This window comes from Kribbella sp. NPDC049174 (assembly GCF_043197365.1).
Classification (GTDB): Bacteria; Actinomycetota; Actinomycetes; order Propionibacteriales; family Kribbellaceae; genus Kribbella.
On the sequence record NZ_JBICSZ010000005.1, the window covers coordinates 428,469 to 443,950 of the forward strand.

Genomic DNA, 15,482 nt, shown 5'->3' on the forward strand with positions numbered 1-15,482 from the left:
GAGAGGTGAGGATCAGCCGACGGGTACGCGGCCGGGGAGCCAGCAGGCGACGGACCGGCTGGGATCGTTACGCGCCGACGGGATGCCGAGCAGCGGGATCTCCGCCGAGCAGCGGTCGAACGCGTGCGGGCAGCGCGGATGGAACGAGCAACCGCTCGGCATCCCGCGCAGGTCGGGCGGCGAACCGGGGATCCCGGCCAGTTCCCGGCGCGGACCGCGCAACGCCGGGAAGGACTTCAGCAGCCCTTCGCTGTAGGGGTGGAGCGAGTCCTTGTAGAGATCGGCCGACTTGGCCTCCTCCACGATCCGGCCGCCGTACATGATCGCGATCCGGTCGGAGAACTCGACCAGCAGCGACAGGTCGTGGGTGATGAACAGAACGGAGAAGCCGAGCCGCTCGCGCAGTTCGACCAGCTGGGCGAGGATCTGCCGCTGCATCACCACGTCGAGCGCGGTCGTCGGCTCGTCCATGATGACGATCTGCGGTTCGAGGACGAGCGCCATCCCGATCATCACCCGCTGCCGCATCCCGCCGGACAACTGATGCGGGTAGGCGTCCATCCGGTCGGCCGAGATGCCGACCAGCTTGAGCATCTCCTGCGCTCGCGCGGTCCGTGCTTGTGGCGAGAGTTGCGGCTCGTGCGCCTTGATCACGTCGAGCATCTGGGTCGAGACCTTGTGCACCGGGTTCAGTGAGTTCATCGCGCCCTGGAACACGATCGACGTCTCGGCCCAGCGGAACGCCCGCAACTCGGGGTCGGTCAGCGCCATCACGTCGTACGCATCGCCGGTCGGCGGGTGGTAGACGACCGAGCCGCCGCTGATCACCCCCGGCGGTGGGAGCAGCCGCGTGACGCCGTAGGCGAGGGTCGACTTACCGCTGCCGCTCTCGCCGGCCAGCCCGAGCACCTCACCGCGATGAAGGGTCAGCGTGACATCGCGGACCGCCTGTACCGCTTCGTCGCCGAGACCGTAGTCGACGCAGAAGTCCTTGATCTCCAGCACCGGCTCTTTCATGCGGCCTCCTTCTTCCGCCGTACGACGGGCGTCGCGCGCAGCTCCTTGGATCCGAGGACCGGCGTGAAGCCGACCCGCATCCGGACCGAGTGACCGTCCTTCGTCTTCACCCGGGTGTGACCGCTGCTGCGCAACCGCGGGCTGACGAACTCGTCGATACCGAAGTTGATCAGCGACAGCGCCGTACCGAGGATCGCGATGGCCAGGCCGGCCGGGACGAACCACCACCAGGCGCCCTGGGCCAGGGCCTGCTGGCTCTGCGCCCAGAACAGGATCGTGCCCCAGTTCCACTCGGAGATGGTCGAGATGCCGATGAAGGCCAGGGTGATCTCCGACATCACCGCGAAGATCACCGTGCCGACGAAACCGGAGGCGATGATCGCGGTCAGGTTCGGCATGATCTCGGCGGTGATGATCCGCCAGGTACTCTCGCCGGTTGCCCGCGCTGCCTCGACATAGTCGCGGCGGCGCAACGACAACGTCTGTGCTCGCAGCACCCGCGCGCCCCACGCCCACGACGTCAATCCGATGACGAGGGCAACCATCAGGTCACCGGCACTCGGGATGGTGGAGGCGACGATGATGATCAGCGGCAGCGCCGGGATCACCAGGAAGACGTTGGACAGGGCCGACAGGCTCTCGTCCGCGGCGCCGCCGAGGAAGCCGGCGCTGACCCCGATCAGCACGGACAACGCGGTCGCGACGATGCCGGCCAGCAGGCCGACGAACATCACGCCCCGGGTGCCGACCAGGACCTGGCTGAAGATGTCCTGCCCGAGGTGCGTCGTACCGAACCAGTGTTTACCGGACGGCGGCTGGATCAGGTCGCTGCTGCGCGCGGACGGGTCGTACGGCGCGATCCACGGACCGATGATCGCGATCACGCAGAAGAACGCGAGCACGATCAGACCGGTCGCGGCCTTCGGGTTGGCGACGAACCGCAACCGGCGGCGTTTCGCCGGGGCCGCCGCGACCTCGGGACCTTCCGGGGTGACCGCGGTGATGGTGGTGGCTGGCGCTGACACTGTGATCAGCCCTCCTTCCGGGTACGCGGGTCGAGCAGCAGGTAGGCGATATCGGCCATCAGGTTGGCGACCAGGACGGACAGCGTGATGACCAGGAAGATGCCCTGCATCAGCGGGTAGTCCTTGGCGCCGACCGCCTGGAAGAGGTTGTAGCCGATCCCCGGGTAGGAGAAGACGATCTCCACCAGCAGCGTGCCGCCGACGATGAATCCGAGCGACAACGCGAAGCCGGAGACGTTCGGCAGCAGGGCGTTGCGGGCCGCGTAGCCGACCATCACCCGGCGCTCGGGCAGACCCTTGGCGTGGGCAACGGTGATGTAGTCCTCCGATGCGACCGTCACCATCATGTTCCGCATGCTCAGGATCCAGCCGCTGACCGACGAGATCAGGATGGTGACGGCCGGCAGCAGGCTGTGCTGGATCGCGCTGCCGATGAACTCGGCGTTCCACGACGGCACCAGGCCGGGCTCGTAACCACCGGACGACGGGAAGATGCTGTCCGGACCGGCCAGCAGGGTGATCGCCAGCAGGCCGAGCCAGAAGTACGGGATCGAGGACAGGAATGTTGTCACCGGCAACAGTCCGTCCAGCCAGGAGCCGCGTCGCCAGCCGGCCAGCACGCCGAGTGACGTACCGATCATGAAACTGGCGAAGGTGGTGATGCCGACCAGCGCGATCGTCCAGGGCAGGCTCTGGCTGAGGATCTCCGAGACCGGCGTGGGGAAGAAGGTGAACGACAACCCGAGGTCGCCGCGGAACACCTGACCCCAGTAGTCGACGTACTGGCTCCAGATGCTGGCGTTCTTGTCCAGACCGAACAGCACGTAGAGCGAGTTGATCGCCTCGGTGCTCAGCTGCCCCTGGAACTTGTTGATCAATGAGGTGACCGGGTCGCCGGGGATCATTCGCGGGATGAAGAAGTTGATGGTGAGCGCGGCCCAGGCGGTGAAGAGGTAGAACGCGATGCGCTGCAGCAGGAACTTCACTTCGCGGCTCCTTCCTCGTAGAGCCAGCAGGCCGCCCAGTGACCGTGATTGGTGGGCAGCTCGAAGCGGGGCGGAAGGTCGGTCGAGCACTTCGGCATCGCGTGCACGCAGCGCGGATGGAACCGGCAGCCGGTCGGCGGGGCGATCAGGCTCGGCGGCTCACCGGTGCCGCGGTCCTCCGCTTCAGGCTGGAGATCGCCCACCCGGTCGAGGCGGTCCGGATCTGGGGCGCTCTCGATCAGCAACCGGGTGTACGGGTGCGCCGGATTCTGGGTGACCGTCTCCGAGTCACCGCCTTCGACCATCCGGCCGGCGTACATCACCAGGGTTTCGTCGGCGAAGTAGCGGGCGGACGCGATGTCGTGGGTGATGTAGAGGATGGCGAGGTTGAGCCGTTCCTTCAGGTCACGCAGCAGGTTCAGTACGCCGAGCCGGATCGACACGTCCAGCATCGACACCGGTTCGTCGGCCAGCAGCGCCTCCGGATCGGCGCCGAGCGCGCGGGCGATCGACACCCGCTGGCGCTGACCGCCGGAGAGTTCGTGCGGGAACTTGTCCAGATAGCGCTCCGGGGGAGTGAGCTGCACCCGGAGCAGCAGGTCGCGGAGATTCTCCTCGAGCTCGGCCGGCCCGTTGCCCGCCCGGCCGTGGATCTTCAGCGCGCGGGTCAGGTGGTACCGGACGGTGTGCGTCGGGTTCAGCGACGCGAACGGGTCCTGGAAGATCATCTGCACCCGGCGGCAGTACGCGCGGAACCTGCGGCCGCCGTGCACGGTGACGGACTCACCGTGCAGCCGGATGTCTCCGGACGTCCGGCCGTAGAGCTGGGCGAGCAGCCGGGCGACGGTCGACTTGCCCGAGCCGGACTCACCGACGAGGGCGGTGACCCGGCCCCGGCGCAAGGTGAGCCGGATGTCGTCGACCGCGTGCACGACCTTGCGGTCCCTGGTGAGCAGGTCGCGAACTCCCCGCCGTACCGGGAAATGCTTGGTGAGGCCCTCGGCCTCGAGAACCACCTCGGTGTCGGTCACCGTCATGCGCTTCGGACTCCTCAAGATCGTGACACCGCGGCGCCGGACGGTTGGGTCCGGCGCCGCGGTCCGGCCTCACTGGGCGCCGGCGGGCTTCAGGTTCAGGACGATCTGCAGCGCGTTCTGCTGGGTCGGCTGAGCAGGCGCGTACTGGTTCTGCTCGTCCGGCCAGCCCTCCCAGTTCTTGGTGCTGTAGAGACCGCCGACGTTGGAGGCCGACGTGGGCACCACCGGCATCTGCTCGACCATGATCTTCTGCAGCGTGTTCAGCGCCGCGGTCCGCGTCGCGTCGTCGGTCGCGTTGGCGTACTGGTCCAGCGCCTTGGTCGCCTCCGGGCTGTTGAACCGGCCGTAGTTGCCGCTCACGCCGCCCTTGCCGACCGGCTTCAGGATCTTGCCGTCCATGATGTTCTGGTAGATGTCGTACGGCGTCGCGCCGCCGTTGGTCCAGTGCATCCCGGCGTCGAAGTTGCCCTCGTCGAAGGCCTTGAACCAGGCGTCCTGGTTGGCCTTGTCGACGGTCGCCTTGATCCCGATCGTGGACAGGTTGTCCTTGATGATCTCCAGGTCGGTGATGTAGTCCGACCAGCCGGCCGGGTCGGTCAGCGTGATGGTGACCGGCTTGCCGGTCGGGTCCTTCAGCACGTCGCCCTCGAGCTTGAAGCCGGCGTCGGTCAGCTCCTTCTTCGCGGCGTCGACGTCGACCGAGTGCTTCTGGTCCTTGAACTCCGGCGCGATGAACGACTCACCCGCCGGGGTCGGGATCCCGGTGATCGACTCGACCTTCGGGTAGAAGTAGCCCGCCTCACCCTGCATGAAGATGTCGTCGCGGTTGATCACCTTGTCCATCGCCCGCCGCAGCGCCGGGTTGTCGAACGGCTTGCGGGTGGTGTTGATCCACAGACCGTGGATACCGAGGTTCGCCGGGAACCACAGCTTGTGGTGCTCCGGGTCCTTGTCCTGGTAGACGGCCTTCACGTTCGGGACGAAGACGAAGCTCCACTCCGACGCGCCGTTGGCCAGCGCGGTGGTCTGCGCGTTGTTGTCGTTGTACGACGTGTAGCGCAGCTCCTTCACCTTCGGCAGGTCCTGCCAGTACGAGTCGCGCACCGTCAGCGTGGTCGTCTGCGGGGTGAACGATTTCACCGTGTACGGCCCGGTGCCGATCGGGCTCTTCAGCGTGTCCTGGCTCGGGTCCTTCAGCGTCGACCACTGGTGCTTCGGTACGACGAACACGGTCAGGATCTTGTTCTGGTTGACGAACTGGGACCGGGTGAAGGTCAGGTCGACCTTGTCGCCGGACGCGGTGATGGTGCCGTACGGGATGGCGTCCTGGTTCAGGCCCTCGTTGTCCTTGCGCAGCTGGAACGAGTAGGCGACGTCGTCGGCCGTCATCGGCTTGCCGTCGGAGAACTTGACGCCGTCGCGAATCGTCAGCGACAGCTTGGTGAAGTTGTCGGCCCACTTCCACTCGGTGGCCAGCCACGGCTTGCCGGCCTCGGTCGGCTTGATGCCGTTGATCATCACCAGCGGCTCGAAGATCATCCACCGGTACCCCAGCGAGGCACCCGAGGAGGAGCCGAGGAACGGGTTGTGGTTCTCGGTCTGCGGGCCGTTCGGCATTCCGACGTTCAGCACCGTCGCGGCGCTGCCGGATCCGCTGGTCGTGGTGTTCCCGTCCCCGCTACTACAGGCAGCCAGGGTGGCTGCCGCGAGCAGGCCCGTCAGGGCCAGCGCGACAGTGCGTCGTGCTCGCATCGGTTCCTCCTGTGAATCTGTTGGCGGATGCTCGCGCCTGAGCCGCGCGAGCGAGTGCATCGTGGCGTGAAAGCGCTCTCATGGGAAGAGCGGACGCCTTAACGGATCGATATCGGGGGTTCACCGGCGGCGGGACAGGGGCAGCTGCCCCGCCGCCGGAGTCTCAGTGGGACCGGGTCTTCGGGGCGGGTTTGGTCCTCGTGGTGACCTTCGGGGCGGTTGAGCTGCGGACGATCAGCGTCGTCGGCAGCACTTGGGGGTCCTCGGGCAGCGGGGTGCCGCCGAAGTACCCCATCAGCATCCGGGCCGCCGCCTGACCCATCTGGCGCATCGGCTGATGCACCGTGGTCAGCGGCGGCTCGGTGTGCTCGGCGTACGGGATGTCGTCGAACCCGACCACCGAGACGTCGTTCGGCACGTTCCGCCCGGACTCCCGGACGGCCTGGATGGCACCGCCGGCGGACAGGTCGTTGTGGGCGAAGATCGCGTCGAACTCGAGCCGCTGGTCGAGCGCGTACTGCACGCCGCGGCGGCCGCTCTCATGGGTGAAGTCGCCTTCGAACACGAGCTTCGGATCAAGCTCGATGCCGGCCTCGGCGTAGGTGTCGCGGAAGCCGTCCAGGCGTTCGTGGGTACAGCCGAACCGCTCGACGCCGGTGACCACCAGCGGCCGGTGGCGGCCGAGTTCCAGCAGGTGCCGGGCGGCGGACTCACCGCCGGCCCGGTTGGTGGTAGCGACGGACGGGAACTGGGGGCGCTTGGCGCGGTCGTCGATCAGGACCACCGGCAGGCCGCGCGCATGCAGTTGCTCGATGTAGGTCAGGGTGCCCTCGGGCTCGATCACCAGCAGGCCGTCGAACGACTGGGCCGAGACCTGGGAGGCGAACTGGTGCATCGACTCCTCGCCCCGGTTGAAGGTGAAGAGCAGCAGGCCGTAGCCCTCGCTCTCGACCACGTCGACGGCTCCCTGCAGCACCTCGCCCATCCAGGGCCAGGTCAGCGACGGGACCAGCATGCCGACGATCCGGGTGCGGCCGCGGGCCAGACCGACCGCGCGAGCACTCGGTACGTAGCCGAGTTCGGCGATCACCTGACGTACCCGCTCGGCGGTCCGCAGGTCGAGTTCGCCCTTGCCGTTGAGGACGCGCGAGACGGTCGTCTTGCTGACGCCGGCACGCGCCGCGACATCGGCGATGGTGATCGACACTGCTTTGCTCCCCTCGGGCGGGTGTGGCTCCAGCTGAGCGCCGGAACCGGTTTCGGAAGCGGTTCCGTAGAGTGAAGCCGAGGGCGTCGGCAGTCGTCAATCACGGGACGGTAACGAATCACTGCTTAGTTCACGACCTGGAGGAAGGTCCGTCTTCCGGCCCGTGGGGATGGCGTGATGAACTCTGCGTCAGCGGCCCGCCTGAGGCCGGACCAGGTAGGGGTAGACGGTATGGACGTTCGGCGGACCACTGTGCGCGACATGCGGCGGTCCAACCGGTCGGCGCTGCTGACCACCATCTACCGGGACGGTCCGCTCAGCCGGCACGAGCTGGGTCACCGGACCTCGCTGAGCGCCGCGAGCGTGAGCAACCTGGTCAGCGAGTTGATCGCCGAAGGTGTCGTCGAAGAGGCCGGTTCGGTGGACTCCGAGGGTGGCCGACCGCGCATCCTGCTGCGGGTCTCACCGACGTTCCGGTACGTCGTCGGCGCTGAGGTCGGCGAGACACGGGTGCGGGTCGAGCTGTTCGACCTGGCGATGAAAGTGCTCGCGTCCGTCGACTATCCGATCGACGCGCCGCAGCCGTCGGTGGTGGTGAAGCACGTGCTCGAAGGGCTTGCGGCGGTGGTCGCCTCGTCCGGTGTGCGCTCCGAGTTGATTCTCGGCCTGGGGGTCGCGGTCGCCGGTGTGGTCGAGGGGAACGCCGTCGTCGACGCGCAGACGCTCGGGTGGGACGCCGTACCGCTGCGGCAGATGCTTGCCGAGGGCACCGAGGTCCCGATCCAGGTCGACAACGGTGCGAACATGCTGGGTCAGGCGGAGATGTGGTTCGGCGCCGGTCGTGGCGCTACGGATGCGGTGGTTGCCCTGATCGGCTCCGGTGTCGGTGCGGCGCTGGTTGCCGACGGCTCCAGCTATCGCGGAACTCGCAGCAGTGCGGGCGAGTGGGGCCACATGACGATCGCGTACGGCGGTCGCCGGTGCCGCTGTGGAGCGTTCGGCTGCCTGGAGGCATACGTCGGTGCCGAGGCCGTGCTCGAGCGGTATCGCGAGGCCGGCGGAGCTTTGGCGGCCACCGATGAGGAGGCGGCCTTCGTCGAGTTGCTCGACGCCGTCGGTACGTCGGAAGTCGCGGCAACGATCGTGGACGACACGATCGGGTATCTGGCCGCGGGCGTCGCGAACTTGGTGAACCTGGTCAACCCGGAGCGGATCGTGCTCGGCGGGTGGGCCGGTCTGTTGCTGGGGGAGCGGTATCTGCCGCGATTGCGCGAGGCTGTCGGCGAGCACGCGTTGCGCCAGCCGTATGCGCAGGTGTCGATCGAGCTGTGCAAGCTCGGCAGGGACGCGGTCGCGCTGGGCGCCGCGACCCTGCCGCTGCTGCAACTGCTCCGCGATGGCGGCGTTGTGCCGTCGCGAAGCTAGACGGTCCACTTCTGGTTGGCTGCTCCTGAGCAGGTCCAGGTTTGGAGTGGGGTTGCGTTGGCCGAGTTGTTGCCGGTGACATCGAGGCACTTGTTGGCCTGTGGGTTCACCAGGTCCCGCGCGGAGGTGTAAACCCATTGCTGGGCACCGGATCCGTTACAGGTCCAGAGCTGGACTTTGGCGCCGTCGGCAACGGATCCCGCGTTCACGTCCAGACACTTGCCCAAGGCCCGGATCGTGCCGTCACCCGGCCGGGTCCACTGCTGGGCGTTGGTGCCGTTGCAGTCGTAGAGCTGGACCGGTGTGCCGTCCGCGGTGTTCGCGGCGGCGACGTCGACGCACTTGCCGGCCAGCCCGGTGATCGGCGTACCGCCTGAGCTGCTGCCCAGGGTGGACACGCGGACGTAGTCGATCGTCATCGTCTGCGGCAGGACCGTCGTACGGTCGGGGTAGCCCGGCCAGTTTCCGCCGACCGCGACGTTCATGATCATGAAGAACGGGTGGTTGAAGACCCAGGCGTTGCCGCCGAGGTCGGCCGGCGTCCGGCGCTGGTACTGGACACCGTCGACGAACCAGGTGATCGCGTTCGGCTCCCAGTCGACCCGGAAGGTGTGGAAGTCGTCGGCGAACGCCCAGCCGTTCGGGTGGTTGTAGGCCGCACCGATGCCGCCGGCACCGGCATACCCCGGTCCGTGGATCGTGCCGTGCACCGTCGCGGGCTCGCGGCCGATGTTCTCCATGATGTCGATCTCGCCGTCGTTCGGCCAGTTGCCGCCGCCGAGCATCCAGAACGCGGGCCAGATCCCCTGGGTCCTGGGGATCTTGATCCGCGCCTCGAACCGGCCGTACGTCTGGGTGAAGGTCTGCGCGGTGAGCAACCGGGCTGACGTGTACTCGCAGGTGCCGTAGTGGCACTGGTGGCCGCCGCTCTCCCGGCGGGCGGTGATCACCAGGTTGCCGTTGCCGTCGAGGGCGGAGTTGCGGGTGCTGTTGGTGTAGTACTGGCGTTCGTTGTTGCCCCAGCCGGAGCCGCCGATGTCGTATCTCCATTTGGCCTGGTCGGGTGCCTGGCCGGCCGGGCCGTCGAAGTTGTCCTCCCAGATCGTCGCCGTCGGGGCGGCGGCGGTTTCCGGGCGGGCGTTGGCTGGGGATTGCAGGAGGGCGGTGCCGAGGAGTGCGGCGCCGATCGCGACGAGCGCCGTGATCCGGGAACGCTTCATGGATGCCTCATTTCTCGCGGGGGCGGTCGGGAGACAGGGCTCGGCCGGATCCTCGTGTGAGAACGCTCCCACGTCAAGGTCGGGACTAAATAAAAGACGTGAAAAAAGTGTGGATGCGGCGTTGACACGCCCGCTCACTGATGGTTACCTCGTGCTGACCACCTGTTGCGGCGCGGGCAGACGCCGACAACTCCCTGTTGTCTGAAAACCCTTCCACACAAGGGAGATCCGCCCATGCCCGCGAACGGGACCCTTCGTCGCGCCCGCCCCTGGCGACGACGCCTCCTGCCGGCCGCGGTGGCCGCCGCCTGCGTCGCCGCCACCGGACTCGGATTCGGCACCGCACCATCGGCCCAGGCCGCCGGTGAACAGGTCAACATCTGGCTGACCACCACGAACGACGCGGCCGGCCGCAACGTCACCCGCGGTCTGCAGCAGCAGACGCCGGTCAACTTCGGCCCGGCCGGAGGTACGGCGAACCAGACCATCATGGTCAACGAGAACACGACGTACCAGTCGTTCGAAGGCGGTGGTGCGTCGTTCACCGACAGCGCCGCCTGGCTGCTGAACAGCAGTAACACCATCACGGCCGCCACCCGCAACCAGGTGATGAAGGACCTGTTCGACCCGGTCAACGGGATCGGGCTGGCCTTCACGCGCAACCCGATGGGTGCCTCAGACCTGGCCCGGTTCAACTACTCCTACGACGACACGTGCTGCGATCTGAACGACTTCAGCATCGGTCATGACCTGGCGGACGTCGTACCGCTGACCAAGCAGGCGAAGCAGCTGAACCCGGCGCTGAAGGTGAAGGGCGCGCCGTGGAGCTCGCCGGCCTGGATGAAGGACAACAACAAGTTCACCAACCGCGGCTGGCTGAAGTGGGAGTACTACCCGATGTACGCCCAGTACTTCGTCAAGTACGTCCAGCAGAACGAGGCCCAGGGCAACCACATCGACTACGTCTCGGTGCAGAACGAGCCGACCTGCTGCGGCACCGACGACACCGGCTACGCGTCGATGAACTGGAACGGCTCGGGTCTGCTCGAGTTCACCAAGAACCACCTGATCCCCGCCTTCCGGGCGGCCGGTATCACCACGAAGGTGATGATCCTGGACTACAACTGGGGCAACTACAACGACCTCGGCTCGGTGCCGCTGGCGGATGCCGCGCTGCGGAACGACCCACTGTTCGGCGGGATCGCCTGGCACGGGTACGGCGGTGACGTGAACCTGCAGACGACTGTCCACAATCAGTATCCGGCCGTGAACCACTACATGACCGAGCACTCGGGCGGGACCTGGATCGCGAACCAGCAGGTCGAGGACATGAACAACCTGATCGACTACACCCGCAACTGGAGCAAGTCGTGGGTGAAGTGGAGCCTCGCGCTCGACCAGAACCACCTGCCGTACGTCGGTGCCGGCTGCAACGTGTGCACGGGTCTGGTGACGGTGCAGCGTGGCGGCAGCCGCGCGGGTCAGGTCGACAAGACGGTCGAGTACTACACGATGGGTCACCTGACCAAGTTCGTGAAGCCGGGCGCGGTCCGGATCGACTCGTCGGCGAACAACTCGGTGAAGAACGTGGCGTGGAAGAACCCGGACGGGTCGAAGTCGCTGATCGCGTTCAATACCACCGGCAGTTCGCAGTCGGTGCGGGTGAACTGGGGATCGCAGTCGTTCATCTACACGCTGCCGACCAAGACCTCGGCGACGTTCACCTGGTCGGGCTCGCAGGGTGGCGGTGGCACCGGTACCGCGATCACCGGGCTGGCCGGGAAGTGCATCGACGTTGCCGGGGCCAACAGTGCTGACGGGACCGGCGTACAGCTGTACGACTGCAACGGTACGGCGGCTCAGCAGTGGACCCGGCCTGGTGACGGGACGATCCGGGCCCTGGGCAAGTGTCTCGACGTGAGCGGCGGATCGGTCGCCGACGGTGCTCGGGTGCAGCTGTATTCGTGCAACGGGAGTGCCGCACAACAATGGACCTATACGGCAGGGCGTGATCTGGTGAATCCACAGGCGAACAAGTGTCTTGATGTCACCGGCAACAATTCCGCGAACGCGACACCGCTGCAGATCTGGACCTGCACGGGCGCGGCGAACCAGAAGTGGAACGTCTGATGCGGCGGGTGGCGGCGGTGGCCGCTGCTGGGGTGCTTCTGCTGGGGCTCACTGGGGTGACCCCGGCGCAGGCCGCAACCGGGACGATCACCGGGCTGGCTGGGAAGTGTGCGGATGTTGCCGGCGCCAACAGTGCGGACGGGACTGCCGTACAGCTGTACGACTGCAACGGGACTGCCGCTCAGTCGTGGAGCCGGTCGACCGACGGGACACTGCGTGCTCTGGGCAAGTGTCTCGATGTGAGTGGCGGCTCGACCGCCAACGGAGCTCGCGTTCAGTTGTGGACGTGCAACGGGAGCGCTGCTCAGCAGTGGACCTACACGTCCGGACGCGACCTGGTGAACCCGCAGGCGAACAAGTGTCTCGATGTCACCGGCAACAACTCGGCGAACGCCACACCGTTGCAGTTGTGGTCGTGCACGGGTGCGGCGAACCAGAAGTGGAACGTCCCGGCTGCCGACGACGGTCCGCCGCCGACCGGTGGCGCTCCGATGGCGGCGGCGCCGTACCTGTACCAAGGCTGGGGCAGCCCGCCGAACCCGGCGACCGTGATGAACGCGACCGGGGTGAAGTGGTTCACGATGGCCTTCATCCTGTCCAACGGGTACTGCAACCCGATGTGGGACGGCCAGCGTCCGCTGACCGGCGGCGTCGACCAGCAGGCGATCAACGCGATCCGCGCGAACGGCGGTGACGTCGTCGTCTCTGTGGGTGGCTGGTCCGGGAACAAGCTCGGTCAGAGCTGCAGTTCGGCGGGTGAGCTGGCGGCGGCGTACCAGAAGGTGATCAATGCGCTGTCGCTGAAGGCGTTCGATGTCGACATCGAAGCGGGCGAGTTCACGAACGCGACCGTGCGGCAGCGGGTGATCGACGCGCTGAAGATCGTCGAGCAGAACAACCCGGGCATCGCGACGTACCTGACCTTCGGTACGTCGACCTCCGGGCCGGACGGCGACGGTCAGGACCTGATCCGGCGCGGCGCGGCCTCCGGGCTGAACCTCGACGGCTGGGTGATCATGCCGTTCAACTTCGGCGGTGGGACGACCAACATGGCCACCCTGACCCGGCAGGCGGCCGACGGGCTGAAGAACCGGGTCCGCGACGCCTACGGGCTGAGCGACGACGCGGCGTACCGCAAGATCGGCATCTCCTCGATGAACGGCATCACCGATGTCGCCGGTGAGCGCGTCAACCTGTCGGACTTCGAGTCGATGCTGTCCTACGCCTCCCAGCACCACCTGGCCCGCTTCACCTTCTGGTCCGTCAACCGAGACCGCCCGTGCACCGGCGGCCCAGCCGACAGCTGCAGCGGCGTACCCCAGCAACCCTGGGACTACACCAAGGTCATAGGCCGCTACCGCGGCTGATCTTCCAGCAACAACACAACAGCCACCCGTCTTCCGGCGGGTGGCTGTTGTGTTGTTGACTCTCCGGTTACCGGAGGGTGGAGGGTTACGGACATGGCGGCATTGGTGACGGTGGGGGAGTTCTCCCGCCTGACGCATCTCAGCGTGAAGACACTGCACCACTACCACGAGATCGGCTTGCTCGCGCCCGCCTCGGTCGACCCCACGTCGGGCTACCGGCGCTACGGGACCGGCCAGGTCGACCAGGCGCTGCTGATCCGGCGGCTCCGGGAGCTCCGGATGCCGCTGCCGGAGGTCCGGGAGCTCGTTGAGACGTCCGACGACTCCCGGCGCGAGGAGACCCTGCGGTCACACCTCGAGCGGATGGAGCAGGAGCTCGCGCACACCCGTGACGTGGTCACGTCGCTGCGCGAGATGCTGACTCCCGGGCACCGGGCGCTGGACGTCGACTACCGCTTCATCCCGGCGTTCCGGGCGTACGGCGTACGCGACCAAGTCGAGCGGGACGCGATCGGGCCCTGGTGCGAACGCGTCTTCGCCCGGCTGGGTGCGGTGGGTGCGGAGCACGGCATCTTCGCCACCTGCGGTGCGACCTACAGCAACGACTTCTTCAACGACGATGCCGGTGAGGTGGTCGCGTTCCTGCCGGTCGCGCCCGACCAGGAGCCGGCCGACGGCGTCGAGCTCGTCGACATCCCGGGTGGCTTCTTCGCGATCGCCGTACACGCCGGATCGCTGACGGACTTCGACCGCAGCTACGGCGCCCTCGGCAGTCACGTCGCGGAGCACTGCGAGGTCGCACCCGGACCGATCCGGGAGCTGTACGTCGTCAGTCCCGGCGACGTGGAGGACCCGGCCGCCTGGCGAACCGAGATCTGCTGGCCGATCCAGCGAATCCCTGCACTGAAAGGCTGAACATGTCCATTTCCATCGCACAAGTCACCTTCGACAGCGACGACCCGCGCGCCCTCGCCGCCTTCTGGTCCGCCGTGCTCGAGCGCGAGATCGATGACTACGGCAACGAGTTCGTCGCGACCGTGGGCCGGGCCGACGACGGCGGTACGGCGCTGATGTTCATCAAGGTCCCCGAGGGACGCAGCGGCAAGAACCGCATTCATCTGGACCTCGCCACGGCCGAGTGGTCGGCCGAGATCGACCGGCTCGTCGGCCTCGGTGCCAAGCGCCTCGACGAGTACGACGAGTTCGGCACGCACTGGATCACCTTCGCCGATCCTGAGGGCAACCTCTTCGACCTCGCCGAGATCCGCTAGAGGTTCGCGACCGCTGTCTGGTACCGGGTGCCGTCGAACGTCGCCCGGCCATCGTCGAGCAGCTCGTCCAGGCGGGCTCGCGCCTGCGCCACCGGCCACCGGAAGGCGCGGCCGAGCTCGCCTGGCGTCGTCTCCAGCATGGTGTCCAGGTACCGCTCGGTCGCCAGCGCGTGGTCCGTCCCGCCGCCGACATCGAACTGGTCGCAGGTCAAGGCGATCAGCGCGGCGGGCCAGCCGGATCCGGCCTCGTGGACGCCGGCCGTGGTGACCAGCAGGTTCCGTTGGAGCTCGGTGATCGCGCGCTGATAGCGGCTGCGGTCGCCGATCAGTGTCCGGAGGGTTGCGCTCGGCAATGGCTCCGCGGCGATCGCCTTGGCGATCTCGTGCGCGGCCGGCGACAGGTCCAGTGATTGATGGTCGCTGGGGTCACCCGCTGCTGGGTAGAGCGCATTGAGTAGCTCCGGTGCGAGGAATGTGCCTCGGCCGCCGAGATAGGCGCCATACCAGGCGAGACCGCGGCGCGGCAGTTCGTCCTTCCACGTCCAGACCCGCTGCTCGTTGGTCCCCATCCCGGACCCGAACGGCTCGTCGTCCTCGCCGGCCACCGCCTCCCACAGCGACGGTACGACGGCACGCGGCGCCGGAAACAACAACGCGAACCCGACATCCTCGACAAACGCCCCGGCCCGCTCGATCGACCCGATCCGTCGCCCCCGGACCCACCACCGCGCGGCCCGGGCCTGTCCGAGTTCAGTCATCGGGCCAGTCAATCACCGGTCGTGCCCCACCTGCGCGAGGGAGGCACCTCACTCAAGCCAAGCTGGCGCGGAAGGCGGTCGTCGCGATCACCTTGTCCGTCGAGATGTTCCGTTCCTCCGCAGTCACCCCGTCACGCTGGGCTGGTGCCGTTGGCTGACCGGTCTCGGCGTACCGAACGTGAGCGGTTGTGATCGGCGAGGCATGGTGCTCGGGTGTGGTCGCCCGGGGGATTGCCAGGGCTGTGCTTGCGGAGCAATGTGGGGTGCGTCCGGTGGCGCCACCGGGG

The 15,482-nt window shown here is 67.4% G+C and carries 13 protein-coding genes; 5 read left to right on the top strand and 8 right to left on the bottom strand.

Annotated features, from left to right (window positions below; all coding sequences use genetic code 11):
• Positions 1-12: 12 nt before the first annotated feature.
• From ACGFIF_RS27075 to ACGFIF_RS27100, 6 genes are all read right to left on the bottom strand, one after another.
• Positions 13-1,017, bottom strand: coding sequence for an ABC transporter ATP-binding protein (locus tag ACGFIF_RS27075; protein ID WP_393158252.1), 1,005 nt, complete (start codon positions 1,015-1,017; stop codon positions 13-15).
• The gene (locus ACGFIF_RS27080; RefSeq protein ID WP_393158254.1) at positions 1,014-2,042 is read right to left on the bottom strand and encodes an ABC transporter permease; all 1,029 of its coding nucleotides are present in this window, start codon (positions 2,040-2,042) and stop codon (positions 1,014-1,016) included. The genes ACGFIF_RS27075 and ACGFIF_RS27080 overlap by 4 nt, the downstream gene beginning before the upstream one ends.
• A 5-nt stretch (positions 2,043-2,047) precedes the next feature.
• The gene (locus tag ACGFIF_RS27085; protein ID WP_393158256.1) at positions 2,048-3,028 is read right to left on the bottom strand and encodes an ABC transporter permease; all 981 of its coding nucleotides are present in this window, start codon (positions 3,026-3,028) and stop codon (positions 2,048-2,050) included.
• Positions 3,025-4,065 carry an ABC transporter ATP-binding protein gene (locus ACGFIF_RS27090; RefSeq protein ID WP_393158257.1) on the bottom strand — a complete coding sequence of 347 codons (1,041 nt, stop codon included), beginning with the start codon at positions 4,063-4,065 and terminating at the stop codon, positions 3,025-3,027. Before ACGFIF_RS27090 ends, ACGFIF_RS27085 begins: the two co-directional genes overlap by 4 nt.
• A gap of 69 nt (positions 4,066-4,134) precedes the next feature.
• Positions 4,135-5,817 (bottom strand): ABC transporter substrate-binding protein, encoded by a 1,683-nt coding sequence (locus tag ACGFIF_RS27095; RefSeq protein WP_393158259.1) that lies wholly within the window; start codon positions 5,815-5,817, stop codon positions 4,135-4,137.
• 163 nt (positions 5,818-5,980) lie between these two features.
• Positions 5,981-7,024: a LacI family DNA-binding transcriptional regulator gene (locus ACGFIF_RS27100; protein ID WP_393158260.1), complete on the bottom strand. Its 1,044-nt coding sequence runs from the start codon at positions 7,022-7,024 to the stop codon at positions 5,981-5,983.
• Between the two features lie 231 nt (positions 7,025-7,255).
• Between ACGFIF_RS27100 and ACGFIF_RS27105 the strand changes: the two genes are divergently transcribed.
• The gene (locus tag ACGFIF_RS27105; protein WP_393158261.1) at positions 7,256-8,449 is read left to right on the top strand and encodes an ROK family transcriptional regulator; all 1,194 of its coding nucleotides are present in this window, start codon (positions 7,256-7,258) and stop codon (positions 8,447-8,449) included.
• Here the strand turns inward: ACGFIF_RS27105 and ACGFIF_RS27110 are convergent.
• A complete protein-coding gene (locus ACGFIF_RS27110) occupies positions 8,446-9,669 on the bottom strand; it encodes a ricin-type beta-trefoil lectin domain protein (RefSeq protein WP_393158262.1) in 1,224 nt (407 codons plus the stop codon). The genes ACGFIF_RS27105 and ACGFIF_RS27110 overlap by 4 nt on opposite strands.
• 234 nt (positions 9,670-9,903) lie before the next feature.
• On the opposite strand from ACGFIF_RS27110, the gene ACGFIF_RS27115 reads away from it, so the two are divergent.
• The 4 genes from ACGFIF_RS27115 to ACGFIF_RS27130 all read left to right on the top strand — a co-directional run bounded on the left by ACGFIF_RS27115 (position 9,904) and on the right by ACGFIF_RS27130 (position 14,437).
• A complete protein-coding gene (locus ACGFIF_RS27115) occupies positions 9,904-11,799 on the top strand; it encodes a ricin-type beta-trefoil lectin domain protein (RefSeq protein WP_393158264.1) in 1,896 nt (631 codons plus the stop codon).
• The gene (locus ACGFIF_RS27120; RefSeq protein WP_393158265.1) at positions 11,799-13,166 is read left to right on the top strand and encodes a ricin-type beta-trefoil lectin domain protein; all 1,368 of its coding nucleotides are present in this window, start codon (positions 11,799-11,801) and stop codon (positions 13,164-13,166) included. The genes ACGFIF_RS27115 and ACGFIF_RS27120 overlap by 1 nt, the downstream gene beginning before the upstream one ends.
• A gap of 93 nt (positions 13,167-13,259) precedes the next feature.
• Positions 13,260-14,081 carry a MerR family transcriptional regulator gene (locus tag ACGFIF_RS27125; protein ID WP_393158267.1) on the top strand — a complete coding sequence of 274 codons (822 nt, stop codon included), beginning with the start codon at positions 13,260-13,262 and terminating at the stop codon, positions 14,079-14,081.
• Between the two features lie 2 nt (positions 14,082-14,083).
• Positions 14,084-14,437 (top strand): VOC family protein, encoded by a 354-nt coding sequence (locus ACGFIF_RS27130; protein ID WP_393158269.1) that lies wholly within the window; start codon positions 14,084-14,086, stop codon positions 14,435-14,437.
• On the opposite strand, the gene ACGFIF_RS27135 is transcribed toward ACGFIF_RS27130, so the two are convergent.
• On the bottom strand, positions 14,434-15,195 hold the full coding sequence (locus ACGFIF_RS27135) for a hypothetical protein (protein ID WP_393158270.1): 762 nt from the start codon (positions 15,193-15,195) through the stop codon (positions 14,434-14,436). The two genes, ACGFIF_RS27130 and ACGFIF_RS27135, sit on opposite strands and share 4 nt — an antisense overlap.
• Positions 15,196-15,482: the final 287 nt, after the last annotated feature.

Coding starts and splice junctions, on each gene's coding strand:
- ACGFIF_RS27095 (WP_393158259.1), bottom strand. CDS start 5,817: ATGCGAGCACGACGCACTGTCGCGCTGGCCCTGACGGGCCTGCTCGCG.
- ACGFIF_RS27130 (WP_393158269.1), top strand. CDS start 14,084: ATGTCCATTTCCATCGCACAAGTCACCTTCGACAGCGACGACCCGCGC.
- ACGFIF_RS27105 (WP_393158261.1), top strand. CDS start 7,256: ATGGACGTTCGGCGGACCACTGTGCGCGACATGCGGCGGTCCAACCGG.
- ACGFIF_RS27115 (WP_393158264.1), top strand. CDS start 9,904: ATGCCCGCGAACGGGACCCTTCGTCGCGCCCGCCCCTGGCGACGACGC.
- ACGFIF_RS27135 (WP_393158270.1), bottom strand. CDS start 15,195: ATGACTGAACTCGGACAGGCCCGGGCCGCGCGGTGGTGGGTCCGGGGG.
- ACGFIF_RS27075 (WP_393158252.1), bottom strand. CDS start 1,017: ATGAAAGAGCCGGTGCTGGAGATCAAGGACTTCTGCGTCGACTACGGT.
- ACGFIF_RS27110 (WP_393158262.1), bottom strand. CDS start 9,669: ATGAAGCGTTCCCGGATCACGGCGCTCGTCGCGATCGGCGCCGCACTC.
- ACGFIF_RS27090 (WP_393158257.1), bottom strand. CDS start 4,065: ATGACGGTGACCGACACCGAGGTGGTTCTCGAGGCCGAGGGCCTCACC.
- ACGFIF_RS27120 (WP_393158265.1), top strand. CDS start 11,799: ATGCGGCGGGTGGCGGCGGTGGCCGCTGCTGGGGTGCTTCTGCTGGGG.
- ACGFIF_RS27125 (WP_393158267.1), top strand. CDS start 13,260: ATGGCGGCATTGGTGACGGTGGGGGAGTTCTCCCGCCTGACGCATCTC.